At 39.6% G+C, this 26,572-nt stretch carries 22 protein-coding genes; 10 read left to right on the forward strand and 12 right to left on the reverse strand.

Going from position 1 to position 26,572, the window contains the following annotated elements:
• Positions 1–124: 124 nt before the first annotated feature.
• Complete coding sequence (locus JWR61_RS02570) at positions 125–2,251, reverse strand: peptidylprolyl isomerase (RefSeq protein WP_301926289.1); 2,127 nt, start codon at positions 2,249–2,251, stop codon at positions 125–127.
• A gap of 561 nt (positions 2,252–2,812) precedes the next feature.
• On the opposite strand from JWR61_RS02570, the gene nadA reads away from it, so the two are divergent.
• The 3 genes from nadA to JWR61_RS02585 all read left to right on the forward strand — a co-directional run bounded on the left by nadA (position 2,813) and on the right by JWR61_RS02585 (position 6,161).
• Entirely contained in the window at positions 2,813–3,817 is a 1,005-nt protein-coding gene (gene nadA, locus JWR61_RS02575; protein WP_301926290.1) for a quinolinate synthase NadA, read from the forward strand.
• A 67-nt stretch (positions 3,818–3,884) separates the two neighbouring features.
• Positions 3,885–4,826, forward strand: a complete 942-nt coding sequence (locus JWR61_RS02580; RefSeq protein ID WP_301926291.1) for an isopenicillin N synthase family oxygenase — start codon at positions 3,885–3,887, stop codon at positions 4,824–4,826.
• 126 nt (positions 4,827–4,952) lie between these two features.
• Entirely contained in the window at positions 4,953–6,161 is a 1,209-nt protein-coding gene (locus JWR61_RS02585) for a chromate transporter (protein ID WP_301926292.1), read from the forward strand.
• Position 6,162: 1 nt separating this feature from the next.
• Here the strand turns inward: JWR61_RS02585 and nadD are convergent, their stop codons facing one another.
• Both nadD and JWR61_RS02595 read right to left on the reverse strand, forming a co-directional pair.
• Positions 6,163–6,732 (reverse strand): nicotinate (nicotinamide) nucleotide adenylyltransferase, encoded by a 570-nt coding sequence (nadD, locus tag JWR61_RS02590; protein ID WP_301926293.1) that lies wholly within the window; start codon positions 6,730–6,732, stop codon positions 6,163–6,165.
• Positions 6,729–6,989, reverse strand: coding sequence for a FeoA family protein (locus JWR61_RS02595; protein ID WP_301926294.1), 261 nt, complete (start codon positions 6,987–6,989; stop codon positions 6,729–6,731). Before JWR61_RS02595 ends, nadD begins: the two co-directional genes overlap by 4 nt.
• Positions 6,990–7,059: 70 nt before the next feature.
• On the opposite strand from JWR61_RS02595, the gene ybeY reads away from it, so the two are divergent.
• The 3 genes from ybeY (at position 7,060) to JWR61_RS02610 (ending at position 10,065) form a co-directional block, all read left to right on the forward strand.
• Positions 7,060–7,482, forward strand: a complete 423-nt coding sequence (ybeY, locus tag JWR61_RS02600; RefSeq protein ID WP_301926295.1) for an rRNA maturation RNase YbeY — start codon at positions 7,060–7,062, stop codon at positions 7,480–7,482.
• Between the two features lie 124 nt (positions 7,483–7,606).
• A complete protein-coding gene (mnmG, locus tag JWR61_RS02605) occupies positions 7,607–9,475 on the forward strand; it encodes a tRNA uridine-5-carboxymethylaminomethyl(34) synthesis enzyme MnmG (RefSeq protein WP_301926296.1) in 1,869 nt (622 codons plus the stop codon).
• Positions 9,476–9,549: 74 nt separating this feature from the next.
• A complete protein-coding gene (locus JWR61_RS02610; RefSeq protein WP_301926297.1) occupies positions 9,550–10,065 on the forward strand; it encodes a hypothetical protein in 516 nt (171 codons plus the stop codon).
• 169 nt (positions 10,066–10,234) lie between these two features.
• Here the strand turns inward: JWR61_RS02610 and JWR61_RS02615 are convergent, their stop codons facing one another.
• From JWR61_RS02615 to JWR61_RS02625, 3 genes are all read right to left on the reverse strand, one after another.
• Positions 10,235–11,284, reverse strand: a complete 1,050-nt coding sequence (locus tag JWR61_RS02615; RefSeq protein ID WP_301926298.1) for an IS481 family transposase — start codon at positions 11,282–11,284, stop codon at positions 10,235–10,237.
• 211 nt (positions 11,285–11,495) lie between these two features.
• Positions 11,496–14,018 carry a helix-turn-helix domain-containing protein gene (locus JWR61_RS02620; RefSeq protein ID WP_301926299.1) on the reverse strand — a complete coding sequence of 841 codons (2,523 nt, stop codon included), beginning with the start codon at positions 14,016–14,018 and terminating at the stop codon, positions 11,496–11,498.
• 169 nt (positions 14,019–14,187) lie between these two features.
• Entirely contained in the window at positions 14,188–14,532 is a 345-nt protein-coding gene (locus JWR61_RS02625; RefSeq protein WP_301926300.1) for a single-stranded DNA-binding protein, read from the reverse strand.
• Between the two features lie 199 nt (positions 14,533–14,731).
• Between JWR61_RS02625 and JWR61_RS02630 the strand changes: the two genes are divergently transcribed.
• Entirely contained in the window at positions 14,732–15,106 is a 375-nt protein-coding gene (locus JWR61_RS02630) for a hypothetical protein (protein ID WP_301926301.1), read from the forward strand.
• A gap of 9 nt (positions 15,107–15,115) precedes the next feature.
• Here JWR61_RS02630 and JWR61_RS02635 read toward each other — a convergent pair whose 3' ends face one another.
• Complete coding sequence (locus JWR61_RS02635) at positions 15,116–16,621, reverse strand: GH3 auxin-responsive promoter family protein (RefSeq protein WP_301926302.1); 1,506 nt, start codon at positions 16,619–16,621, stop codon at positions 15,116–15,118.
• A 223-nt stretch (positions 16,622–16,844) separates the two neighbouring features.
• Here JWR61_RS02635 and thiL point away from each other — a divergent pair, with 223 nt between their 5' ends.
• On the forward strand, positions 16,845–17,885 hold the full coding sequence (gene thiL / locus JWR61_RS02640; protein WP_301926303.1) for a thiamine-phosphate kinase: 1,041 nt from the start codon (positions 16,845–16,847) through the stop codon (positions 17,883–17,885).
• Between the two features lie 49 nt (positions 17,886–17,934).
• Positions 17,935–19,446, forward strand: coding sequence for a S41 family peptidase (locus JWR61_RS02645; RefSeq protein WP_301926304.1), 1,512 nt, complete (start codon positions 17,935–17,937; stop codon positions 19,444–19,446).
• Between the two features lie 53 nt (positions 19,447–19,499).
• Here JWR61_RS02645 and JWR61_RS02650 read toward each other — a convergent pair whose 3' ends face one another.
• The 4 genes from JWR61_RS02650 to dnaN form a co-directional block, all read right to left on the reverse strand.
• Positions 19,500–20,291 (reverse strand): amidohydrolase, encoded by a 792-nt coding sequence (locus JWR61_RS02650; protein WP_301926305.1) that lies wholly within the window; start codon positions 20,289–20,291, stop codon positions 19,500–19,502.
• A 152-nt stretch (positions 20,292–20,443) separates the two neighbouring features.
• On the reverse strand, positions 20,444–21,709 hold the full coding sequence (locus tag JWR61_RS02655) for a DEAD/DEAH box helicase (RefSeq protein WP_301926306.1): 1,266 nt from the start codon (positions 21,707–21,709) through the stop codon (positions 20,444–20,446).
• A gap of 325 nt (positions 21,710–22,034) precedes the next feature.
• A complete protein-coding gene (locus JWR61_RS02660; RefSeq protein WP_301926307.1) occupies positions 22,035–22,940 on the reverse strand; it encodes a prohibitin family protein in 906 nt (301 codons plus the stop codon).
• Between the two features lie 158 nt (positions 22,941–23,098).
• A complete protein-coding gene (gene dnaN / locus JWR61_RS02665) occupies positions 23,099–24,214 on the reverse strand; it encodes a DNA polymerase III subunit beta (protein WP_290341334.1) in 1,116 nt (371 codons plus the stop codon).
• A gap of 306 nt (positions 24,215–24,520) precedes the next feature.
• On the opposite strand from dnaN, the gene JWR61_RS02670 reads away from it, so the two are divergent.
• A complete protein-coding gene (locus JWR61_RS02670; protein WP_301926308.1) occupies positions 24,521–24,997 on the forward strand; it encodes a regulatory protein RecX in 477 nt (158 codons plus the stop codon).
• Between the two features lie 356 nt (positions 24,998–25,353).
• Here the strand turns inward: JWR61_RS02670 and JWR61_RS02675 are convergent, their stop codons facing one another.
• On the reverse strand, positions 25,354–26,517 hold the full coding sequence (locus tag JWR61_RS02675; protein WP_301926309.1) for a TIGR03118 family protein: 1,164 nt from the start codon (positions 26,515–26,517) through the stop codon (positions 25,354–25,356).
• Positions 26,518–26,572: the final 55 nt, after the last annotated feature.

Below are 26,572 nucleotides of genomic sequence, written 5' to 3' on the forward strand. Positions count from 1 at the left end.
ATTAACGCTAATAGGATTTGTTTTGTTTACTATCACTTTCGATTGACGAAAAAGTTTACTGTCAAGGCTATAATCAGGACATAAAAAAACCGGGCTTATGCCCGGTTAAAATACGTTTGTTAACCTAAAATATTTTGCTTCTGTTATCTTTTATATCAGCGATTTTCTTTAGCGATTCAAAAAAGCTATAGGTTGTTTGCACCATCGTCCTGGTTTTTTCTGCAACCTGGGTGGTAGCAAGTTCTGGTGCAACCGCAGCTTTATTTCCTATACTGTTCACCTTTATCACATAAACGCCATTTGTTCCGGCAATCGGTTCGGATGCTTTTGTTTGATTAGCCTTGTTAAAAGCTGCACCGATTACTTTTGGTTCCTGGCCCACACCATTAATTATCTGAGATGAAAAGGTTATAGTTGAATCTGCACCTGCAGTATTTACCTGCACCTTGTATGCCGCTGCTGCTGCCTCCAGGGTTGGTGATGAGCCTAGTTTTTTTATTATCTCATCTGCTTTCTTCAGGTTACGCACTGTTTGTTCAACCATTGGCCTGGCTGTTTTAGCATCTGGCAAACCTTCTGGCTGAATTTTATCGAGTACTGCAACAACAAACTGGTCTTCTATATTAAAGGGTTCGCTCACATCACCCTGCTTCGCTTCAAATGCCCATTTAATTAATTGTCTTGCATCCTGCAATGAACCAAACTGGTAATCATTCTCTTTAACCAATATCGGAATGTCTATTTTTCTCAATCCGTTCTTTGCAACATAAGCTTCCACTGCTTTTGCATCGCGGGCTTCATTGTACATTTTTGTTGCCTGCGCACTTGCACCGTTAATTGTTTCGTCGCTTGGTAAAATCTCTTTGGCAACGTAGGCTATTTTATAAGCAGGTTCAAAATTCTTCTGGTTCAACACTTCAATATAGTGATAGCCAAATTCAGTCTTAACTACTTTTTTATCTCCGGTTGCACCATAGAAAATAGTTTCTCCAAATTCTTTTGCAAGTGAATTGGGGCCTGCTAATTGTGCTGCACTGAAATCGTATTCTCCTTTTTTATCTTTACTACCCTGGTCATCGCTATACTTCAATACCATTGTATTAAAATCTGCTCCGCCTTTTATGGCAGAAGCAATACTATCTATTCTTGCTTTAGCCAAACTGTCACTTAATGTTGGTTCTCCAGTTTGCTGATTTTTTGTTGCTATTAATATGTGACGGCATTTAACGCTATCAGGTAACTGGCGGCTGCCGAGCATTTTTGCCAGCACAATATTTTTGCCATCCAGGTAAGGTCCGAATACTGCTCCGTTTGATAAAGCTGCAACGGAATCTTTTTGAGACATGGTTAATTTTGACTTCAAGGTATAACTGTCATCAAAAGCGATGGCACTCATATTTCTTGCAACAAATGCCTTTGAATTGGTGTCCGCAGCAAAAGCGCTTTTTAAATTACTTACCAGTTCAAAAGTTTTAACGGTGTCCGAATTGCTGGGAAGCGCACTAAAACTAACATAAGAGATTATTCTTCCACCATCCTGCTTATAAATATTTTTATGCTTACCCATATAATCTGTTAATTCATCGTCACTCACTTTTACGGTGCTATCGCTGATGGTGTTATATGGAACTGAAACGTAAGAAATGTTGGCAAAACTATTTGTCTCAGCATTTTCTTTTTCCTGCATCCAAGTTGGGTAATAGGCACTTGCTGCTATCAAACTGCTGTATTTATTGGCAAGCGTTTGTAAAATCAAAGGTTCCACAATTTGTGCATCTATGGCATCTCTTTGTTCACCTTTTGCTTTTTTTGCCTGCAGCCACCATTCTTTCGCTTTATTTATATCGTATTGTCCCGTTGTCTTATCAGTAAATGCCTGCTTTAATGTTTGCGGTGCATCTTCACTAAAAAGTATACTGCTTAATTCTTTTGGAGAAAAAACAAGACCCAATTTATCAAATTCGCTGCTTAAGACTTTTTCGGCTACCAACTGGTCCCATGCACTTTGGCGCAACTGGTATAATTCAGATCCGGAAACATGGCCACCACGCTGATCTTCCAGCTGTTTTACTTTATCAACTAAAGTTTTGCTGTCTATTGTCTCTCCGTTAATTTTACCAATGGAAGAACTGGAACTGCTTCGGCTGCTTGCAGTTCTGGAATCCATCATTATAAAACCAATTAAACTCAGGGCAATCACACCGATTACTATGGCTGATCCTTTTTCACGAATATTCTGAATAATCTGCATTGTTATACTTATATTAAAATGGACGGCAAAAATAGGGTAATTATACATATTAACAAACTGTGGATAACAAGCCGCAATTGCAGCACCACCAGCATTATTAAAAAATGAATTTTATTGTAAATTTTTTATGCTTATTAATATTAACAGGGGGCTGTGTATAAACATGCATTACTGTGCATAAACGTGCTATTCTTCTTCAGAAAAAGGGGAGAGTTGGAGCAAAAGTTTGGTGTTAGCAACGAAGAATTATAAAGGGTGTGCATCAATAACAGTTTATCAGGTAGTTCATTAACATAGATGAAATTCAATAAATCAATTTATTTTTCAGCATTGAATTTTATGCACCGGTGTGAGAAAAAATTATTGCAGAAGCTGGGAATGATGAGTGGATTAGAAAATGTACTATAACATGTAGTTAATATAAAATGTTAATTAGGTGTGGATGATGGTGGATAAGATGATTAATTTAATTTTACAAAAAATCAGAAATATTTATTTCCACAAGTTAACATCCCTAGTAGTAGTAGGTTAATTTAAAAATAAGAAATACTAAAACATATTATGCGAGATATTAACACTGCAAAAGCCAATATTGAAACAGCAGGTTTTTTAGATATTGATATTGACCCGGGTATAGATTTATTTGCTGAGATTGAAAAATTGAAGAAAGAAAAGAATGCAATTGTGCTGGCACATTATTACCAGGAGCCGGATATACAGGATGTTGCGGATTTTATTGGTGATAGTCTTGGGTTGGCGCAACAGGCTGAGAAGACAAGCGCAGACATCATCGTTTTTGCAGGCGTTCATTTTATGGCAGAAACAGCCAAGATTTTAAATCCCCATAAAAAAGTATTGCTTCCGGATTTAAAAGCAGGTTGTTCATTGAGTGACAGTGCTCCGCCGGAATTATTCAAGTTATTCAGGGATAAATATCCTGATCATATTGTAATCAGCTACATTAATTGTTCTGCAGGTATGAAGGCACTAAGTGATATTATCTGTACCAGCAGCAATGCGGAAAAAATAATAGAGAGTCTTCCACATGAGCAAAAAATAATTTTTGCCCCTGATAAAAACCTGGGTGCTTATTTAAATAAGAAGACAGGAAGGGATATGGTACTTTGGAATGGTGCATGTATGGTTCACGAGATTTTTAGCCTGGAAAAGATTATTAAGTTGAAAGTGCGCCATCCCAATGCTAAAGTAATAGCACATCCCGAGTGTGAAGATGCTGTATTACGGGTTGCAGACTATGTAGGTAGTACTACAGGTTTATTAAAATATTCTATTGACAGCAATGCAAATGAATTTATTGTAGTTACTGAAACTGGTATTTTACACCAGATGCAAAAAAGCAGCCCTGATAAGACGTTTATTCCGGCACCGCCGAATAACAGCTGTGCCTGCAATGACTGTCCGCATATGAAATTGAATACGTTAGAGAAATTATACTTGTGCATGGAATATGAAACGCCCGAAATTACAATGGATGAAAAATTGATTGTTGCCGCTAAAAGACCTATACAAAGGATGCTTGAAATAAGCAAGCAATATGGTTTGTAGCACACTTAATTTCGTTTGTTATCAATTTAGCGCTTAATTCACCTGCACATTCACAATAAAGTTGTTTATGAATATACCATCAGTTGATCTGGATGATTTTGTAAAAGGCAGTAAGGAGTCGAAAAAACGCTTTGTAAGGACGTTAGGGGAAGCGTATGAAGAGGTAGGTTTTGTAGCGGTGAAGAACCATGGTGTTTCAGCTGAGCTTATTAATGAACTCTATTTGAGGGTGCAGCATTTTTTTTCATTACCCGCATTGCAGAAAGTAACCTATGAGGATCCTGTACTTGCAGGGCAGCGGGGATATACATCATTCGGTAAAGAGCATGCAAAGGGAAGTGAAGCTGCAGATTTAAAGGAATTCTACCAATATGGGCAGGTTCCCCATGACGGTTTCTCCGTTGAAGAATACCCGCCAAATATTTCCGTAAAAGAAGTAGATGGTTTTAATGAAATATTTGAGAAAGCATACCGGGCTTTTGAGAAATCGGGTGGTGCTTTGTTGCAGGCAATATCACTTTATCTCGGCTTGGAGGAGTTTTATTTTGAGCCCTTTATAAAAAACGGCAATTCTATTTTACGTGCAATACATTATCCACCTATAACAGAAGAACCGAAATCTGCGATTCGTGCTGAGCAGCATGAGGATATTAACCTGATTACTTTATTGGTAGGTGCTTCTGCGGATGGATTAGAGATTCTTAACCGTCAAAATAAATGGATTCCCGTAACATCATTACCAGATCAAATAGTTGTAAATGTTGGTGATATGTTGCAGAGATTTACAAATAACAAGCTAAGAAGTACTACCCACAGGGTAGTTAACCCATCAAGAGAATTGTGGCATACATCCCGGTTTTCGATACCATTTTTTTTGCATCCGGTATCAGCTATGAGTTTGCGTTGCCTTGATAAGTGCGTGGATAAAGAGAATCCGAAAGCTTACGATGATATAACCGCCGGGGAATATCTGGATGAACGCTTACGGGAGATTGGTCTAAAAAAGTAAACCAACGGGTACGTTGATCTTATAACCCAACTATTTTTGTTTTATAACATCTTAGAAAGTGATTTTTAATTAGAATATATTAAGTTGAAGTTTCTGCGGCATATTCCATTTCTGAAATCGGTTCTTTTGCATAGCGTTACTGCTTTCGGTGGTCCGCAGGGTCATCTGGGTATGATGATGAAAACTTTCGTTGAAAAGCGAAGGGATGTTACAAAAGAAGAATTACTGGAATACGTGTCTTTTTGCCAGATGTTGCCTGGAGCATCTTCTACCCAAACGCTAACCTTAATTGGCTATAAAAGAGGAGGAATTTCACTGGCGGTTGCTACTTTGATAATTTGGATTTTACCAGCATGCATTTTAATGGGGCTGCTGTCATTTGTCGTAAGCAAGATTGGAACAGCGAATCTTCAGACGGGACTATTTCAATTTATCCAGCCTATGGCAATTGGTTTTCTGGCTTATGCTGCAGTTAAAACGTTTGGCATTTCAGTAAATAATTTGATTACCAGGATTATAATGGTAAGCGCTACCATTTTTACATTTTTTCTTTTTAAAACTCCGTGGGTATTTCCTGCACTAATTATTTTAGGAGGAATTGCTACAAATTTTAGTAGTAACCGTATCCCGGAAAAAGAGAAGATTAGGCCAAAGCAAATCCGGTGGACAAATATTTGGCTATTTGTGCTGATTTTCCTGGTAGCTGGTTATTTAAGCGAAACTGCGAGAAAGCAAGAGTGGCAGAACAGGAAGGCTTATAACTTGTTCGAAAACTTTTACAGGTTCGGCAGTTTTATTTTTGGAGGCGGCGATGTGCTGATACCCATGATGCTTGATCAATATGTTGTCAGGCCCACGGCACCTAAGTTTGCCAATGGTTCACAAAATATTATAAAGATTGATAAGAGCGAATTACTGACAGGAGCGGGAATAGTGCGGGCTATACCGGGACCCGTATTTTCTATTGCTTCTTATACAGGCGGAATTGCATTAAAAAAGGAGGGTACAATAAGTCAGCTTTTAGGCTGTGTAATCGGATCAGTTGGCATTTTTTTACCCAGTGCTTTGTTGGTTTTATTTTTTTTTCCGGTCTGGCAAAATCTAAAAAAATTCATTGTAGTTTACCGGGCACTCGAAGGTATTAATGCGGTGGTTGTTGGTTTGATTTCGGGATCAACTTTGTTTTTGTTGAAGGATATTTCGCTTCTGGGATTTGATGGAGTTGCATTGTTAAATATCGCAGTCATTGCAGGTACATTTCTTATTCTAAAATTTTCAAAAATTCCTGCACCTGTTATTGTATTGTTCTGTCTCTTATTAGGCTTTATATGTTAGACTACCGGTAATAGTTATTTTTTTCAATTTCATCCTTTACAGCATCTGGCAGAAGATACCGGATTGATTTTCCTTCTTTAATGAGATTACGAATATAGGTAGATGAGATTTCAAGTAACGGAGCATCTAAAATATTAATTTTTGTGCCGACTCCTTTAAGCACATCAAAATGAGGTCTTTTGTAGACAAACAGTTCATATTCCTCCAAAAGCATTTTGTAGTTTTTCCATTTCGTTATATTTGATAGGCTGTCGCTACCCATAATAACTGAAAATTGGTGTTGCGGATACCGCTCTTTAAGATAGGTTAAAGTGTCAATAGTATAAGACGGTTTTGGCAGCGAGAATTCAATTTTAGACGCTTTGATATTATACTCGCCCTCCAGTGCAGTTTGAATAAGGTGGAGCCTTGAATACTCATTTAATAGTGTAGCTGAAAGTTTTAACGGATTTTGTGGAGATACCACCATCCATACTTGTTGAAGAGCTGTGCTGTTTATGGCGCAATTTGCAATGATTAAGTGGCCAATATGAACAGGATTAAACGATCCAAAGTAAAGGCCTATCCTCATAGAGCTGGGTCATTTTTTTTGTTTGCAACCTGGATTTCTTCTACCCATATATTTTCAGCTTCATTAAGCCTTAGGCTTAAGTGATAGCCGGAGACCAATATAGAAATGGGGTCACCCAATGGCGCAATTTGATCTACTATGATAACTTCTCCAGGAACACACCCCATTTCCATTAGCTTTAGAAAAATATCATCTTTTTCAAAAGACTTTATGGTAACTGATTTACCAACTTTTATTTCCGATAATTTACGATCCATCTTGGTGGTTTATTAATGCAAAAGTATTCATTCGTAATTGTTCTATAATTTCGTTATCCGATATATTATCATGGGAGTACAATTTTTTTTTATTGATGCAAGGATTGCGCTTAGAGAAAGGCGTAGGTTGAAAAAATTTATTCAGCATTTGTTTGCTTCGAATAAGAGGTCACTCAATAGTCTCAGTATAATTTTCTGTACAGACGAGTATCTTTTTAAGATAAACAGGGATTTCCTGCAGCATGAATATTACACAGATATAGTAACCTTCAATTTATCAGAGGATCCACAAGTTATAGAAGGCGAGATTTATATCAGTCTGGATAGGATTAAAGAGAACGCGATGACTAATAAGGTAACTATCAACAATGAATTACACAGGATTATCTTTCATGGAATACTTCACCTGTGTGGTTTTAAAGATAAGGCGACAAAAGATAAAGCTTTGATGACTAGAATGGAGAATAGAACGCTCAGTGAATATTTTGGCTAAATGCTCCACGTGGAACATTAAAGCTCAGTTTATTTATAGGTGTTCCACGTGGAACACCTCGATAAGAGGGATTCATCCTTTAAACGACCTTTAAAAACCATTTTACCGATTGTATCTTTGTAAAATGTTTCCAGAATATGATGTTATAGTAGTAGGAGCCGGACATGCCGGTTGTGAGGCAGCTGCAGCTGCAGCTAACTTGGGCAGTAAAGTGCTGTTAATTACCATGAATATGCAAACCATTGCTCAAATGAGTTGTAATCCGGCTATGGGTGGTATAGCTAAAGGACAGATAGTGAGGGAAATAGATGCTATGGGAGGATATAGCGGTATTGTAACCGATCAAAGCATGATACAGTTCAGGATGCTGAACAGATCAAAAGGCCCGGCAATGTGGAGCCCAAGAGCTCAAAGCGACCGGATGCTGTTTGCGGGTAAGTGGCGGGAAATGCTGGAACAAACTCCAAATGTTGATTTTTACCAGGATATGGTGAATGGCTTGCTTATCAAGGGTGGCAGGGTAAGTGGTGTTATAAGCGGGCTTGGTCATGAAATTAAAAGTAAAGCTGTGGTATTAACCAATGGAACCTTCCTAAATGGGGTAATTCATATTGGGGAAAAGCAATTGGGCGGGGGCAGAATGGCTGAAAAGGCAGCTACTGGTATTACTGAACAACTTGTTAGTCTCGGATTTGAAAGTCAGCGTTTAAAAACAGGAACACCTCCAAGAATCGATGGGCGCAGTTTGGATTATAGTAAGATGGAAGAACAAAAGGGGGATGAGCAGATAACAGGATTTAGTTTTCTTAATGTGCCCAGAATAAAGCCTGAACAACAGAGAAGTTGCTGGATGACCTATACCAACGAGCAGGTTCATGATATATTGAAAACAGGGTTTGAAAAGAGTCCGATGTTCCAGGGACGAATAAAAGGTACAGGTCCACGATATTGTCCAAGTATTGAGGATAAAATTAACCGTTTTGCAGAAAGAGACAGGCACCAATTGTTTGTAGAGCCAGAAGGTTTCAATACGGTTGAGATTTATGTAAACGGATTTTCCTCTTCTTTGCCTGAGCATGTTCAATACCAGGCACTTAAATTAGTTCCCGGATTTGAAAACTGTAAAATGTTTCGCCCGGGATATGCGATTGAATACGACTTTTTTCCACCCACCCAGTTGCAGTTCAGCCTGGAAACCAAACTGATTCAAAATCTATTCTTTGCAGGTCAAATAAACGGTACTACCGGGTATGAAGAAGCTGCCTGCCAGGGGTTAATGGCGGGAATCAACGCACATCAAAAAGTAAAAGATCTGGAGCCGTTGGTATTAAAGAGGAGTGAAGCTTACATAGGCGTTTTGATTGATGACTTGATTAATAAGGGTACTGATGAACCTTACCGGATGTTTACCAGCAGGGCAGAATTCAGAACACTCTTAAGACAGGATAATGCGGATGTGCGCCTGACACCATTAAGCTATAAATTAGGCCTTGCCTCCCAAGAAAGAATGGATAGAGTAGAAGGCAAAATAGCGGGAGTAAAGAAGGCAACAGACTTATTAGGCATGCTATCTGTGGAACCGGGAGAAATAAACGAATTTTTAGGAAGTGTTCAATCCGCTCCATTGGTAAATAAGCAGAAAATCTTGCAATTGCTACTTAGACCAAACATAAGCCTGACAGATATGCAAGTTTCCGTGGCAAGAATTAAATTGGCATTAGAAGAGTTTGATACTGAAACACTTGAACAGGTTGAGATCGTAACAAAATACGATACCTACATTGAGAAGGAGCGGGAACTGGTAGCTAAAATGAGTACGTTGGAAGATCTTATTATTCCCGATAATTTCAATTATACAAAACTGGTTTCGCTTAGTAACGAAGCCCGTCAAAAATTTACCAAGATAAGACCACGCACGCTTGGTCAGGCCTCCCGCATATCTGGTGTTAACCCCAGCGACGTGCAGATATTGATGGTATTTATGGGCAGGTAAATAAAGAGGAAAAGTTTAAAAATCGGATTATAACTACATTTGCACTCGATTTTATAATAATTAAATGAACAATTATGGCATTGAATTTTTCTGCTGATACCTCTAAAGAATTAATTTTTGAAAAAATAGCAGCCTACCTGCATGAAAGAGAGTTAAAAGTAGCAAGCCAGGATAGTTCCCGTCCATGGGGAGGTTTTTTTGTGTTAGAAGAAGGTGAAGCTGGAAAGTTTATAGCTCTATACTTTCCCCATTTGACAAAAGAAGAGTTGAGCATCTCAGGAAAATTAAGTCCCAAAATATTGATTGTCGCACCACATAAAAGATTAAGCTGGCAATACCATCACCGGCGGTCAGAAATCTGGAAATTAATTGGAGGTGTTGCGGGAGTAATTACCAGTGATACGGATGAGGAAAAAGAAATAACAGAATTAAAAATCGGCGATATTATACAATTGAAGCAGGGCGAACGTCATCGCCTTATAGGTATGGACGGTTGGGGAGTTGTTGCAGAAATCTGGCGGCATACAGACCGGGAAAATCCGAGCGATGAAGAAGATATTGTAAGAGTACAGGATGACTTCGGAAGATAAAACAACTTTTTAACAATGAGGTATAACTATATTATTAGTTATACCTCATTGTTTTTATGAAGTCCGTCAATAAAAAATAATAACGGATTTGAATCATTAAATGTAATAGACAGTATTTAATCGGACAATAAAGGATTTTTAGTTTTATAGGGTCAGGATATATTTTGTTTTATGCTGCCGGTGTGACCTGCCCTAAAAACTTCTTCCTTGCTAAGGTAATAGAATCCTTGAAAGTTTCCATCGGCGTTTTGCCAAAACAATACCTGCCGCTATGTGGCCTCTGATGATTGTAGAACTTTATCCAGTGATCAAGATCCTGTTGTAAATCTTCCAGGTTATCGTACAGTTTTTTTCTGAAAGCAACGGCATAAAATTCTTCCTGCATAGTTCGGTGAAGACGTTCGCAAATGCCGTTGCTCTGTGGATGCCGGACCTTTGTTTTGCTGTGATCAATGCCTTCAATCTGCAGGTACAACAGGTATTCATGGTGCTCCGGTTTACCGTTGTATTCTGTACCACGGTCAGTAAGGATTCTGAGCAGTGGAATTTGTTGTTCTTCAAAGAAAGGCAATACCCGGTCATTGAGCACGTCTGCTGAGGTGATGGCATGCTTGCTTTGGTAGAGTTTGGCAAAAGCAACCCGACTGTAAGTATCAATAAATGTCTGTTGATAGATACGGCCAACTCCTTTGATATTCCCCACGTAGTAAGTGTCTTGTGAACCGAGATAACCAGGATGTTCGGTTTCTATTTCACCAAAGGCTTCTGTCTTTTCTTTCTTTCGTTCCATGGCAATAACCTGGGCTTCGGTCAGGATAATACCATCCTGTGCAACACGGGCTTCTAAAGCCTTTAGGCGTTTATCAAACACCTCCAGATCGTTGCGCAGCCAAACACTTCGAACTCCGCCGGGTGAAATAAAAATACCTAGTTTACGAAGTTCATTACTGGCTCTTGACTGACCATATGCAGGAAACTCAAAAGCCATTTTTACAACTGCTGTTTCCACTTCCGGATCAACACGGTTTTTTAAGATTGGTTTACTGCGGCTAACCTCCTTTAAGGCTGCTTCACCACCAGTATCGTACATCTCTTTGATGCGGTAAAAACTATCCCGGCTGTAGCCCATTACTTTGCATGCCTGGGAGACATTGCCTAAATGTTCTGCAAGATTTAGCAGACCTAACTTGGTTTTGATTAATTTCGATTCTTGTTTCATAATCTGACATTTTGGGGTTATTTAAATAAGTGTGGTAACTTAAAATTAATCCCAATTGTCAGATTAAATATTGACTACTTCACATTAAATCTTTTATGTTGATGGTCTTAACACAATTAGACAAAGGAAAGCTACTCAAATTATCATACAACGTGAAGGATTGGCGAAGATACTGGAAGTTATTAATCGCCTTGTACAAATCAATTTAACCTTAGTTCAGTTTACTATCAAACCGGTTGAGCTTTTTTAATGAAGCCAACATAATTTTAACTTCGCCATCGCTAATGCCAGCAGGTAAATTTTCCATGATTTTTTTATGCCCTTCTGTACCATGTTTTGTGATGGCTTCATTTATTAAATCTTGTTTAGTTGTACTTAGCAACCCGTTTACATCAACTTCTCCCAATTCAACAAAATAGGCAAGATGTCCTTCAATGGTTCCGGCAACTAAATTTCTTTCTGCTGCAATTTCAGCAACGGTTTTGCCTTCTTTAAACAAATGAAAGCTGGCTGTTTTTGTATCTGTTTTTACTTCCACAGTTTTCACCTTTCGCTTTGCTTTTACTGGCATCGCTTCTATGTTTGTGTGCAGGTTATTTTCTTCACAATAGGAATTAATAATTGCTAAAAAAACTTCTCCAAATTGCAGTGTTTTCACTTTTCCAAAACCGCTGATCATGGTTAATTCGTCGAAAGTTTGCGGAAGATAGCGGGCCATTTCATCCAGTGTAGTGCTGTTGGCAACCATAAAAACGGCCAGGTTTTTTTTGTCACAGAGTTCGTCCCGTTTTGCACGAAGTTGCTTATACAAATCCGGATGAGGGCTGTCATTTTTTTGGTAAGAAGATTTCCCGGCATAGAAATTCACCTGCACATAGGGCTTTACAAAAGTCTTTTTTTGATTCAGATAACCGGAAACAATAAAGCCGTCTTTACATACACCTAATAGATGTTTACGCAAGAAGAGGCTTTGGTACAGGTCGGCCAATAACTTATTACCATCAAGGGCCACGACTTTACTGTCTGTTACAGCATTGCATTTATTTATTTTGTGCAGGCAATTTTCAAGTTCTGTATAAAAATGATTGCTTGCAGCTGCAATTCTTTTGTGTAAGGCTTCATTATTTTCAGGCAGTATCGTGTGACCTAATAATTCTTTCAGCTGGGGGAGAAATTTTGTTGCCGTATGCTCCATGTTTGCTGTTGCCGACTTTATCATATCAGCCCAGTCAATGGCCTCTTTATTAAAAACCGAAGTTTGAGAATTTATAAAATGGAACAATGCCTTTGCATGCAAAAGCTGTTCTTCAAAATTAAATAGTTGCACTAAAATCTGTTCCTGGAATAAGTGTTTTGCTTGTTGCAACAATTGTAGTTGTGCAGCAGATGTTCGTTGCGCCGAAGCAAATTCAGCAATGCGCCTATCGTTGCGCAAACTATGATTATTAATGCGACTGTGCAATATCATGCCTGCCAATGTTGTGCAACGGCTTAAAGCAACATACACCTGGCCAGGTGCAAAAGCTTCACCCGCATCAATAATGGCTTTTTCAAATGTAAGGCCCTGGCTTTTATGAATGGTGATAGCCCACGCAAGACGCAAGGGAAATTGAGTAAAAGAACCGATTTCATTTTCCTCAATCTGGTTAGTTGTTTTGTCAAGGTTGTAACGGATATTTCTCCACTTTTCTTTTTTTACTTCAATTGGTGTTGGTTCTCCCTGGCATTGAACAAAAATTTTGTCATCCTCGATCTTGTCAACTATACCAATTTTGCCGTTAAAATACCGGCGTACTTTTTCAATGTCATTTTTAAGAAACATCACTTGTGTACCAATCTTTAATTTTAAATTCAGATCCGCAGGAAAAGACTTTTCATAGAACTCTCCCTCAATGGTAGCATCGAAACTTTGTACTTTGCCCTCCAGTTCATTCAGTGCTCTAAAATTTATTGCATCCGCTTTGCTATTGTGTGTTGTGAGAGTGATATAATTTTCTTCTCTTACTGGATTAAACCCTGGAAGATAACGGGTATGCAACAATTGATCACTATCCAGGTCCATTTCATTATTTCGTACCTGGTTTAGAACCTGCACAAATGCGTCATCATTCTGGCGGTAAATTTTGTCAAGTTCTATGTAAACAGGTTGTTGCGATTCTATAGCATGACTGTTAAAGAAATATTCGCTCTTGTAATATGGAGAGAGCAACTCCCATTCCTCCGATTTTACTACGGGCGGCAACTGGTACATATCACCAATCAATAATATCTGCACGCCACCAAACGCCACCGAATACTGGCTACGCACATGGCGTAATACTGTGTCAATGGCATCCAGCACATCGCAGCGCACCATACTTATCTCATCAATAATTAGTAGCTCTAATTTTTGCATTACTTCTTTGCGGTCGTTTGTTAAGCGAAGTCTTCCGATGAGACTGTGCTTATCGCTTATAGTATCATTGGCGCCATAACCCTTGCTAACCGGAATAAATGGAGTAAAGGGCAATTGAAAAAATGAATGAATTGTTGTGCCTCCTGCATTGATTGCAGCAACACCTGTAGGTGCTACCACTACCGTATTTTTTATTCCATCTTCTTTTACGTGTTTTAAAAAAGTGGTTTTGCCCGTACCGGCTTTACCGGTTAAAAAGACAGATGCATTTGTATAATTGACAAAATCTGAGGCCAGTTGAAATGACGTGTTGGTGATATCTGTTGTGTTGTTGCCCACTCAATTGATTGTTTACTGATGACCAAACCGGTTAAAGAATTATTGGACTTCTTTATAAAGAAACCGCTGTTTAACAATATAAAGATAAAGCGATAACAAAGAAAAAAGGATTGCACAGTTTGACGCAATACCAATTGCAGAAAACCATGCAATCCTTAAAGGTAAAGGGTTATACCTGGGCCTTATTATTTAGCAACAACAACTCATTTACCTGTACTTCGCTGATGTACTTTTTAACACCATCTTTATCAGTGTAACTTCTGTTGATCAGTTTTCCTTCAATTACTACTTCCGTTCCTTTCTGTAAAAATTTTTCTGCCAGGTCAGCCACTTTGCCCCAGGCCACCAAATTGTGCCAGGTTGTTTCTGTTACCTTTTCTCCTTTTGCGTTACGGTAATTTTCGTTGGTGGCGATGCTGAAGCGGGCAAGCTTTTTTCCGCTTTCGGTATTTTTAATTTCAGGAGCGTTACCCAAATTACCAATCAGTTGAACTTTGTTTTTTAGTGCGTACATGGTTGTAAATTTTAGAATTTTTAAATTTTGTTATTTCAATCAACCGGAAGGCGCCGTACCGATTGACAACACAAAGATGCGGCTGACTAAACGCGTTAATCGTAGTTTAGTCGTTTATAGTTGTATATAACCGTTTGTAAACGCTTGTACTTGTAAAAAACAAATTGTATCTTTTCTTTATAAATCAACACCATGGCTTATGACAACTGATACTGCTGCAAAAAACTGTTTAACCTGTGGGAAGCCCCTTAAAGGAAGAACGGACAAAAAATTTTGTGATGACTATTGCCGGAATGGATATAATAATCAGCTGAAAGCTACTGATAATAACTATGTACGCAATATCAATAATGCGTTACGCAAAAACCGGCGCATACTGGATGCCTTGTTGCCGGAGAATGAAGAAATGGTGAAGACGACAAAAGATAAATTGTTGCACAAAGAATTTCAGTTTAAATACATCACACACACTTACGTAAACAAAAAGGGCAACACCTATTTTTTCTGTTATGAGTATGGATACCTGCCACTTGAAAATGATTGGTTTTTGATAGTAAGAAGAAGGGAAAATTAAGAAAAAGAATTACCGAAGCAACAAAATCTCTTCCAGCATTATGCGCTCATTGCTTAACCGCGGCACTTTGTTTTGCCCGCCAAGTTTGCCTTTGCTACGCAACCATTCTGTAAAAATTCCTTTTCGTAAAGCATGCACTATTGGTAGACGCAATGCAATGTCTTTTTGCCGCTTGGCTTCGTAGTCGCTGTTGTGATTTTTTAACGCAGTGTCAAGCTCAACGGTAAACTGGTGCAGGTTGGCTGGTTCTTTATCAAATTCAATCAGCCACTCATGGGCACCGTTTTTGTGTTCACTAAAGTAAACAGGAGCGGCCGTATAATCGTTTACAATCGAATTGGTCTTTTCCGCCGCAATCGCAATGGCTTTGTCGCTATTGTCTACAATTACTTCTTCACCGAAAGCGTTCATATAATGTTTTAGACGGCCACTAACTTTTATTTTATATGGGTTGATAGAAGTAAACTGTATTGTATCGCCAATCAGGTATCGCCATAAGCCGCCGGTAGTGCTAATTACCAGCGCATAATTCTTTCCGGGAACTACATTTTTTAATCCGATGGTTTGAGGATTCGGTTTGCCGTATTCTTCCACAGGTAAAAACTCGTAAAAAATGCCATGCTCGGTAAATAGCAGCATACCATCATCATCCGGCTTTTGCTGACCTGCAAAAAAACCTTCGCTGGCATTGTAAATTTCAAGGTAATTAACCTTGCCACCGATAACCTTTTCAAACTGTTCCCGGTAAGGCACAAACGAAACCCCGCCATTGATATATAACTCCAGGTTGGGCCAAACCTCTTTAATTGTCTGCTTTCCTTTAATTTCCAGTATTCGCTTTAATAGCAACAAGGTCCAGGTGGGTACGCCGGCAATAGAAGTAACATTTTCATCTGCCGTAACCCTGGCCAGTTTTTCAATTTTGTTTTCCCATTCATCCAGCAAGGCAATACTTAATTCCGGGGTACGCAGCCATTGGCCCCAAAAGGGAGAATTTTGCATCAGGATGGCACTTAAATCACCAAACTGGATATCGTCTTTAACTTTGCTGAGTTGATGTGAGCCGCCGATAACAAGCGCTTTTCCTGTTAACAGATCGCTTGAAGGAAAATTTTCATAGTAAGTGGTGATTACATCTTTTGAGCCCTTAAAATGGTTATCTGTTAAGCTTTCTTCACTGATGGGAATGAATTTACTTTTTGCAGACGTGGTGCCACTGCTTTTTGCAAACCAGTTTACAGGCGTATTCCACAAAACATTTTCTTCCCCGTTCATCATCCGCTCAATGTATGGTTTTACATCGTCGTACTCCTGTATCGGTACATTGCGTTTGAAATCTTTTAATGTAAATAGCTGGGAGAAATTGTATTTTTTTCCGAACTCCGTGTATTGGGCTGCAGTTACCAGTTCCTGTAAAACCTCCCGCTGGCTGGCCACCGGATGATTACTCCAGTTTTTGATGCGCCAAAAACGCATTCGTGCAAGCCTTGATATCGTAGGAGAGAGGAATTTCATTCGCAGCAAGATAAAAAACTTACACGACTTATAAAAAGTATTCGTCAACAGTTTAATAAAAAACAGTAAACAATGAAAAGGCTCTATGGTTATGCATTCAACGGAAAGTATCAGGCAGTTTTGTTAATTTTGACGAATACGCAAGGTATGATCCGTTTGTAAACCAGGGCTTTTAAGAAAGCCTGATCAATAAAAAAAGCGGGATAATAAACAGTAAAGAAATATGAGCAACGACAGAACAGAAATAAATGCATTGGGCGAGTTTGGATTAATAGATCATCTTACTCAAAATAATGAAACAAGAAATGCTTCCACGGTTTTAAGTGTTGGCGATGATGCGGCTGTACTGGATCACTTCGGTAAGCAAATTGTGGTAACTACAGATATGCTGATAGAAGGAATTCATTTCGACCTGATGTATACACCCTTAAAACATTTGGGTTATAAATCTGTAATAGCCAATTTAAGTGATGTATATGCAATGAACGCTACGCCTACGCAAATAACGCTCAGCATTGCATTCAGCAACCGTTTCAGCCTGGAAGCAATGGATGAATTTTACGAAGGCGTTTACGCGGCCTGCGAAAGATATGGAGTAGACTTAGTCGGCGGAGATACAACCTCTTCTCAAAAAGGATTTGTTATTTCTGTTACCGCCATAGGCGAAGTAACCCCAGATACTTTTGTAAAAAGAAGCACGGCTAAAAAAGGAGATTTGCTTTGTGTGAGTGGTTTTTTAGGAGGCGCATTTTTGGGGCTGACGATATTAGAAAGAGAAAAAAGAATTTTTGCTGAAACCGGCGCCCAGCCCGACCTGGAAAACCAGGCTTATATTGTTGGCCGCTTACTGAAGCCGGAAGCAAGAAAAGATATCGTTGAGTTTTTTGCTGAAAAAGGAATTATGCCAACGGCCATGATTGACGTAAGCGATGGACTGAGCAGCGAAGCACTTCATATCTGTAAGCAAAGCAATTTAGGTTGTATCATTTATGAAGATAAAATACCCATTCATGAAGATGCCCGCCAGTTTGCCTATACTTTAGAGCTGGATCCAACAGCCTGTGCTTTAAGTGGCGGGGAGGATTATGAATTGTTGTTCACGCTTTCTCAAACCGATTATGATAAAATTGTGCTGAATGAGCAAATTAGCGTAATTGGTTACATGACGGATGCAGAAGAGGGAACCCATATAATAACAAGGGGCGGTAATAAGCACCAGCTGGTTGCACAAGGCTGGAACCATATGAATCAGTCACCGCAATAAATTGATGCGTTTATTGTTATTGAACCAGCGAATGCATTCAATACTTCACATGATTAAAAAGTTTTTCTTTCCTCTTTTAACCGCTTTCATTTTCTTTACAGGATGTGCTGTAAGCAATAAAAATTATAATCCCAATAAAAAATACACCCGCCAGGAATTACAGGAAGATTATTCATTGCTTAGAAATATTTTAGAAAAAAAGCATCCCGCACTTTATTGGTACACACCAAAAGACAGCATGAATTTTTATTTCGACAGTTGTTACAATGCCATTGCCGATTCGATGACCGAGTTGCAGTTTGGCTGGCAGGTGCTGGCCCCGCTTACGCACAATATCCATTGTGGCCATACCAGTTTTAGTATGAGCAACCACTGGAATAAATACATCAGTGATAAAATCACGCCTTCGTTTCCCTTGTTTTTAAAAGTGATGGGAGATACGATGGTGGTGACCGGAAATTTGAACCACAAAGATTCTGTCATAAAAAAAGGGATGCTGATCAATTCCATCAATGGCATCCGCAATCATGAGATGATCCGGCAGATGTTTCAATATCTTCCATTGGATGGTTATTCAGACAATGTAAATTATGTACGCATCAGCGGTAATTTTCCATATTACCACCGGAATATTTTTGGTATTTATAAAAATTATCGTGTTGGATATACAGACAGTTCTGGTGTTGAGAAAACAATTTTGCTGCCGATGTTTAACCCGGTGATTGATACATTTGTCCGGCGCCGGAAACCGCCCATGGAACCCAAGCCACCCCGCAGCCAGTTGAATAAAGAGCGTAGGGAGAGTTACCGGTCAATGGAAATAGACAGTACTATCAATACGGCGGTTATTACATTAAATACGTTCAGCAACGGCGGAGGAAGACACCTGCGTTCATTTATGAGGCGATCGTTTAAAAAAATAAAAAAACAGCAGGTAAAAAATTGTATCCTCGACCTTAGAAGTAATGGTGGCGGGGATATTAACATGTCTGCCCTGCTTACAAAATACTTGCGGAACGCTCCGTTTAAAGTGGTCGATACGGCTTATGCTGTTGCAAAATCTTTTGGCCCGTATTCAAAGTATATTCACCAGGGTTTGCTTAGTAATATTGGGTTACTGTTTATCTCCAAAAAGAAAAAAGATGGTAATATACATTTTGGTTACTGGGAGCGGCATTGGTTTCAGCCAAAAACAAAAAACCATTTTGATGGCCAAACATACGTACTTATTAACGGCCCCAGTTTTTCGGCCACCACAATATTTTGCAATGCGGTAAAAGGTCAAAGCAATATTACCCTTGCGGGAGAAGAAACAGGCGGAGGGTGGTATGGCAACAGCGGCTTGCTGATTCCGGACATAACCCTGCCGAATACAAAATTAAAAGTGCGGCTTCCTTTTTTTAAAATCGTACAGTTTAACCATACTATAAAAAATGGCCGCGGCGTACCGCCGGATCTTTTTATTGCACCAACGGTAGACGGTGTTCGAAGATCTGCTGACAGAAAAATGGAAATAGTAAAAAGCCTTATCAAGTCCAGTCAACAAATAAAACAGGAATGAATTTCTTTTAAAAAAGAAATTAGTACAACCTAACGGTTACGGGTAAACGCAGTTTAGTGGATGGTAAAAACATCTGCGTCTTTCCAAAAGGGATATTGAGCCCGTACTTTATCAACATCTTCTTTTTGTAGGGTAATGGTAAATACATCTTCTTCGTCGGCCATATGATAAAGGACCTGGCCCAACGGATCAATTACCAGGCTATTGCCACTGTAATACACGTTTTTATTATCATTGCCAACGCGGTTTACGCCAGCAACAAAACATTGATTTTCTATTGCCCTTGCACACAACAATGTTTTCCAGGCGTGACTTCTTCTTTCCGGCCAGTTCGCTACATAAATCAACAGATCGTATTCACTTTCTGCGCTTGCTGACTGCTGCTGGCGGCTCCACACCGGGAAACGCAAGTCATAGCAAATCTGCAGGTTAATTCTCCAGCCTTTTACCGAAGCAATCAACCTTTTGTTGCCAGCAGTATAGTGTTTATCTTCTTCGCCATAACCAAACAAATGTCTTTTATCGTAATGGCCCGACTGACCATTGGGCAGCATCCAGATTAAGCGGTTAAAATACAATCCATCCTCTTCTATAATCAGGCTACCGGTAACAATTATCTTATTGGTTTCTGCGATATCTTTCATCCAGGCTACAGTCTCCCCGTCCATAGTTTCGGCAAATAATTCAGGCACCATTGTAAAACCGGTGCTGAACATTTCCGGCAGTACAACAATTTCTGTTCTTTGCTCCATCCTTTCAATTTTTTCTTTCAACCGCTGAAGGTTGGCAGCTTTGTTTTCCCAACTAAGATCTGTCTGAATGATAGTGAGTGTAAGAGAAGACATGAAGTAAATTTTTATATAATCAAAATTACAATAAATTAAAACTGAATATATAATGTTTGCTTGCTTTTTAATGAATAGGCCCCGGGCTGTTCGTACAACAAAAAACGCCGTTTATTTCTAAACAGCGTTGTAATTATTTAATAAGAAAAGATTTATTTATTACCCGTGCGCTGGGTGCCATATCCTTTTCTGCCACCCCTGTCGCTGGAATGCATACTGCGTCCGCTGCGGTTAAAAGGTTTTAATTTTGGACCCGCTACTTGTGGTATAAACGTTGCCGCACTTAAGGGATAAGGATGACTATCCACCACCGGTAAGTTTTTAGCGATGAGTTTCTGGATATCCTTTAATTCTGTTTTCTCTTCATGATCGCAAAAAGAAATCGCAATACCAGTATTGCCAGCCCTGCCTGTACGTCCTATACGATGCACATAGGTTTCAGGAACATTTGGTAATTCAAAGTTGATCACATGGGTGAGTTCATCAATATCAATTCCCCTGGCAGCAATATCTGTTGCCACCAATACGCGAAGGTTGCCGTTTTTAAAATTGGTAAGTGCATGCTGGCGTGCGTTCTGTGACTTATTGCCATGTATGGCCGCAGCCGTAATATTTTCTTTTTGCAGCAATTTTACCACTTTATCTGCACCATGTTTGGTACGGGTAAAAACCAATGCGGTAACAATTGCTTTATCTTTTAAAAGATACAACAACAGTCCCGGCTTGTTGGCCTTGTCAACCAAATACAAACTTTGTTCAATGGCGTCAACCGTAGACGAGACCGGAGTTACTTCTACTTTAGACGGATTGGTGAGCAGTACATTCGCGAGCGTTTGAATTTCGGGCGGCATTGTTGCTGAAAAGAAAAGAGTTTGCCTTTTCGCAGGCAATTTTATTATCACTCTTTTTACATCATGGATAAAACCCATGTCAAGCATCCTGTCTGCTTCATCCAGTACAAATATTTTTAAATGCTGCAAGCCAATATAACCCTGGCTCATCAGGTCGAGCAAGCGGCCGGGTGTAGCGATTAAAATATCCACGCCTCTTTGCAGCTGGTTGGTTTGATGCGTTTGAGATACGCCACCAAAAATCACAGTATGTGTTAAGCCGGTATATTTTCCGTATGCAGCAAAGCTTTCACCAATTTGTATAGCCAGTTCTCTTGTAGGCGTTAATATCAGCGTTTTAATATGTTTTGGTCCACGAACGGCAGATTTTTCTTCATGTAAAATCTGCAGTATCGGGATGGCGAACGCCGCTGTTTTACCGGTGCCGGTTTGTGCGCAACCGAGCAAATCTCTTCTTTCCAGTATCAACGGGATGGATTGCTGCTGGATGGGTGTTGGTGTAGTGTATCCTTCTTCAGCCAATGCTTTAAGGATAGGTTCAATTAATTCTAATTTTCTAAATGCCATTAAATGGTTTTGATTTTTTTGAGGCTGGAAAGACGTTGCATTTTCTGAATCAGCGGAAATTTATGTACCACCCGGCTTACAACTTGCCGCATCATTAAAGTGGAGTAGGCGGCAAAGATAGGGGTTTTCCCGGTCTTTGCTGCTAAGGATGGTTATCAGGCTTGCGCATACTGCAGCATGCGTCTTCAAAACAAACTGTTAAACCGCGTAATGATTCGGCTTTCTACCGCCAGTTATTAGGAAAATGGGAGACTAAAATTTAATATACTTGCATAGTGTATTGCATTAATAACAAAATGGGTGTTTTAATTTCATCTAAAGGGTGCTATTGCTTACCATCAATGATCAAGGGTGTATTACCTTTACCCATTACGATTACTTTTGCGTTAGCGCTCAGGGCCAGTTCCTTCATTGCCTTGATTTGTTCATATTGCAATTGCTGGTCAGTAAGGCCGGTGTTGATGATCTTTTGGTAATCGGCAATGCCCTGTGCTTCTACTCTTTTTCTTTCTGCTTCCTGCTTTTCTTTTAATAAAACAAACTCCATTTTTTTTGCATCCTGCTCTGCATTTATTTTCGATTCAATAGATGCTTTTACTGAGTTGGGTAATGTTATATTTCTTACCAGTAATTGTTCCAGCATGAGCCCTCTTTTTTTAAAATCATCTTCAATGCTTTTATAAATGCGCTGCTGAAATTCATCTCTTTTTGAACCGAATAAATCGACGGCCTGGTAATACACGGCATTGTCGCGGATCTTGGTTCTTGTAATGGGCCGAACAATTTTGTCCCTGTAGTCATCACCAGTCTCTCTCAACAGCCTTGGTCCATCTGCGCCGACAACCCGATACAATACCGTCAAATCAATGGTTACTTCCAACCCGTCACTTGTCAGCACCTTTATAGCATCGTCGCCGGCTTTATTGCCTTCATCGTTCACGCCGCTCATGGTATAGTTCTGTGTTTTTACATCCAGTTTTTTTACATCCAGTAAAGGGTTGATAAAATGCAAACCACTACCCATGACATCATTCTGAATACTACCGAACAAAATCTTTACACCGATTTCTCCGGCATCTATCTGTTTAACACAGGCAGAGGAGATGCCCAGCAAAACAAACACCAGTCCCAAAATCCGGCCGGCGCCCGTAAATTTTGCAGCCACCGGGTTGGTTTTTGCCACCACATTGACGGCAATAAAGATGATGAATCCCAAAATGATTAATAGCATGGTTAGTTATTTTACGCAAGGTAAGGTAAAGAACTGCACCCAGCCTGAAATTCACCACGGCATCCATTTTGAGGCAATCATTTTTTATCGTTTCTCAAAACGAAAACAGGATCTGCGCCTTTGCAGATCCTGTTATATCAAAAGACTTGATTGAGCGCTTAATTATTCAACATAAGGGGCATCACCAGCATCAGCAGTTCCTCGTTTTCATCTACTTCAGTAGGTTTAATGATACCTGCTTTTGTTGGGGTGCTTAATTCAATAACGATCTCCGGTGTTTCAGCAGCGTTCAGCATTTCAATTAAAAATTTAGCATTGAATGCAATCTGCAAATCTTCGCCATCGTACTGGCAGGCCATACGCTCATTGCCTTCAAAACTAAAGTCAACATCCTGTGCCGCAAGCTGCAATTCACTGCCGCTGATACTTAACGCCACCTGGTTGGTACTTTTGTTACTGAATACGCTTACCCTGCGCAGGGCGCTTTGAAAATCACTTTTATTAACAGTTAATTTATAAGGATTGTCAACAGGAATAACCACTTTATAATCGGGGAAACGGGCATCAATCAACCGGCAAACCAGTTCTGTTCCGCCATGCTTTACAAAAAGATGGTTGCTGTTATAAGATAAAGTCAGTTCATCTGCATTATCCGGCAAAGCGCTCTTTAAAAGATTCAAGGGTTTTTTGGGAACAATAAATGTATCCGTTTTAGGACAACTAACATCGCTTCTTTTGTATTTCACCAACCGGTGGGCATCAGTTGCTACACAGGTCAATCCTTTCTTATCCAGTTCGAAAAAAACTCCGGTCATGGCGGGTCTCAAATCGTCATTACTTACAGCAAACAAACTTTTGTTGATGGCTGTAACGAGTGCTGTTGAGGTCATGGTAAAAGAGTTGGCATCATCGGCCAAAGGTTCTTTTGGAAAGTTATCGGGGTTTTCGCCCATTACCTTGTACTTACCATTATCACTTGTAATTTCTACGCCAAAGTTTTTATCAATGGTAAAAGTAAGCGGTTGTTCAGCGATATTTTTTAGCGTATCCAGCAATATTTTTGCAGGTATACAAACTCTTCCACTGTCTTTAGCCTCAATATCCAAGTGTACTTTCATTACTGTTTCCAGGTCGGTGGCTACAACTGTTAGCTGGCTTTTATCGATTTCAAACAAAAAATCTTCCAGAATGGGTAATACGGTATTGGCATTGATAACACCGCTGATCTGCTGCAGTTGTTTAAGCAAGGCGGAAGAAGAAACAATAAACTTCATAATATATTTTATTAAAAATCAAAGATAAAATAATGACGGTAATGAAACCAAGATATTATTTGTAACCGGTTATTCACAAGCGAACGGCTAAAAGTAGCTAAAAAAGAACAGCCGGTTAAATTACAGGAATAAACGAATGCATTTAACTTGGAACCACTTTAATTACTGCCAATATGATGACGGGCATTTGGCAAATGGAAAAGATCGTATTGAAATATCGGACTGAGTTAATAATTTAATTGCGATTTAATATATCCAGCCTTTCCCAACAACATCGGTTTTAAATTTATTATTTTCGGGCTACGAATGACAGATAAAGTACAGCAACGCCTTACGCCGCAACAGGCATTGCCAAAGGCAAAAAATTATTGCGCCTACCAGGAGCGTTGCCACAGCGAAGTGCAGGATAAATTATATGGCTATGGACTGAATAAAAATGAAGTGGAAGAAATTACCAGTATGCTTATTACTGATAATTATTTAAATGAGGAACGTTTTGCAGTGCACTATTCAGGGGGCCATTTTCGCACCAAAAACTGGGGCAGGGTAAAAATAAAATATGAATTAAAAAAGAAGCAGGTAAGCGCATATTGCATCAAAAAGGCATTGAGCTCTATTGATGCCGATGAATACTTAAAAACCCTGGACAGGCTGGCAGAACTGAAGCTAAAAAGCCTGAAAGGGGAAAAAAACATCTTTATAAAAAAGAAGAAACTACAGGATCATTTGCTTCAGAAAGGGTACGAAAATGACCTGGTGAGATCTATCGTAAACAAGATCTGAACCAATTGGTTTTCCCATTAAACTATATCAGCAGATAAAATCTTTTAGCCGTTTAAAATTTTTTTCTGATCGGGAAAGAAACAGGTTACCGAAAAAAGTTGACAGCAATTGAATAAGCCTGAGCGCAACAGGCCGGGAGCTTGTTTTACTTTGCATAGGATAGGATTGAATTATAAAGATAGCAAATAGGCAAAGCCAAGCCTAGAGTGATTTTGCTTAAATTATAAACCGTAATTTCCGATGTTGTTGAGATGTTTCAAGCTGTAAATTACTAGCGTTGTTTATACAAAAAAACTCCCTGCTGACTGTAGCAGGAAGCTTTTTGTATGGTATAATTACGCAATTAGATCCAACAGCTAATCATCTGTTTTTTTCTGAATGTAGCCGAAAATACCCTGGCTTTCTTCGTCAGGACCAGCTGTAAAATAAAGCCTGTTAGGGTCAATCGTGGTGGCTGTAACCGGTGGAAAAGAAAGCGCCCAAAGACCATCAATTACCAACGGTGCTTTATGAAGCGCCAGTTCACCTATAAACTTGCCGTCATTTCTGTATGCGTTGATATGCCCGTTGCCAAAGTTACCCACAAGCAAAACAGTATGTTCCGATGCTTCCAGCTCATCGTCGTCATCTTCAAAAAAGCCTGCCGGTGCCTGCGCTATACCCCAGGGTGCATTTAGCTGGCCGCCGGAAACAAACCTTTTTACGAATGAGCCGTCGTTGGTGAAAATACTCACGTAACCATTGCCCATTCCGGCTTCATCCCGTCCGTTGGATCCTACTTTTGCGTACATCACGTATAATTTGTCGCCTACGTTCTGAATATTAAAAGGAGAATAACCGGCCGGAAGACCCGGGTCGGTAAAGCTCATGGATACAGTATTGAAAGCATTATCAAAAACAGCAATTTTGCCCGCCCTGAAATCAGCAGCGTATAAATAAGTGGCGCCATTACTTGCCGCTATTGCAAGACCAGTATAGGCGGAAGTAGCCACATTGTTTTTGATCAGCACCGCATTATTACCTGCGGCTCCATTCCACCCGGAAAGCACACCATCAACACCAACAAAAAGAAAACGTGCCGGTTGATTATTGGGTGCCGGAAGTACAAAACCAGTACCTCCGTTAAAAACAGTACCAGTCGGGTTGCCACCAGTTGGTCCGCCGGGAGAAGGGATATTTACGGCCGGCCGTACCTGCAAACCTTCGCTGCTATATACCGTGCTCACGTGGCCAGCCTGTGCGGCCACCCACGCAACACCCGTAGTGCTCCACGAAAGCCCCCAGGCATTTAGCAACAAAGGGTCTATCCTCCCGGGGCTATATTCAGCGGAGGAAGCAACCAGGTTGACCTGTGTAAAATTCTTTTTGGATTTTACATGTTTTGAAGATGCCTCCGAAAGGCCATCCTGCTTTTTTAAATTGTTGGGATTTTTTTGACAGCCGGATGCAGCTGCTGCTGCAATAAAAATGACTGCAACATTCTTTACAAATAATGATTGATTGATTAAAAAACGTTTCATACGCAAGTTATTTAATTGTTTAAAAATTGAAATGCCCTTACAAAACATTCAATCG

The sequence above is a fragment of the Ferruginibacter sp. genome (assembly GCF_028288465.1).
Lineage (GTDB): Bacteria > Bacteroidota > Bacteroidia > Chitinophagales > Chitinophagaceae > Ferruginibacter.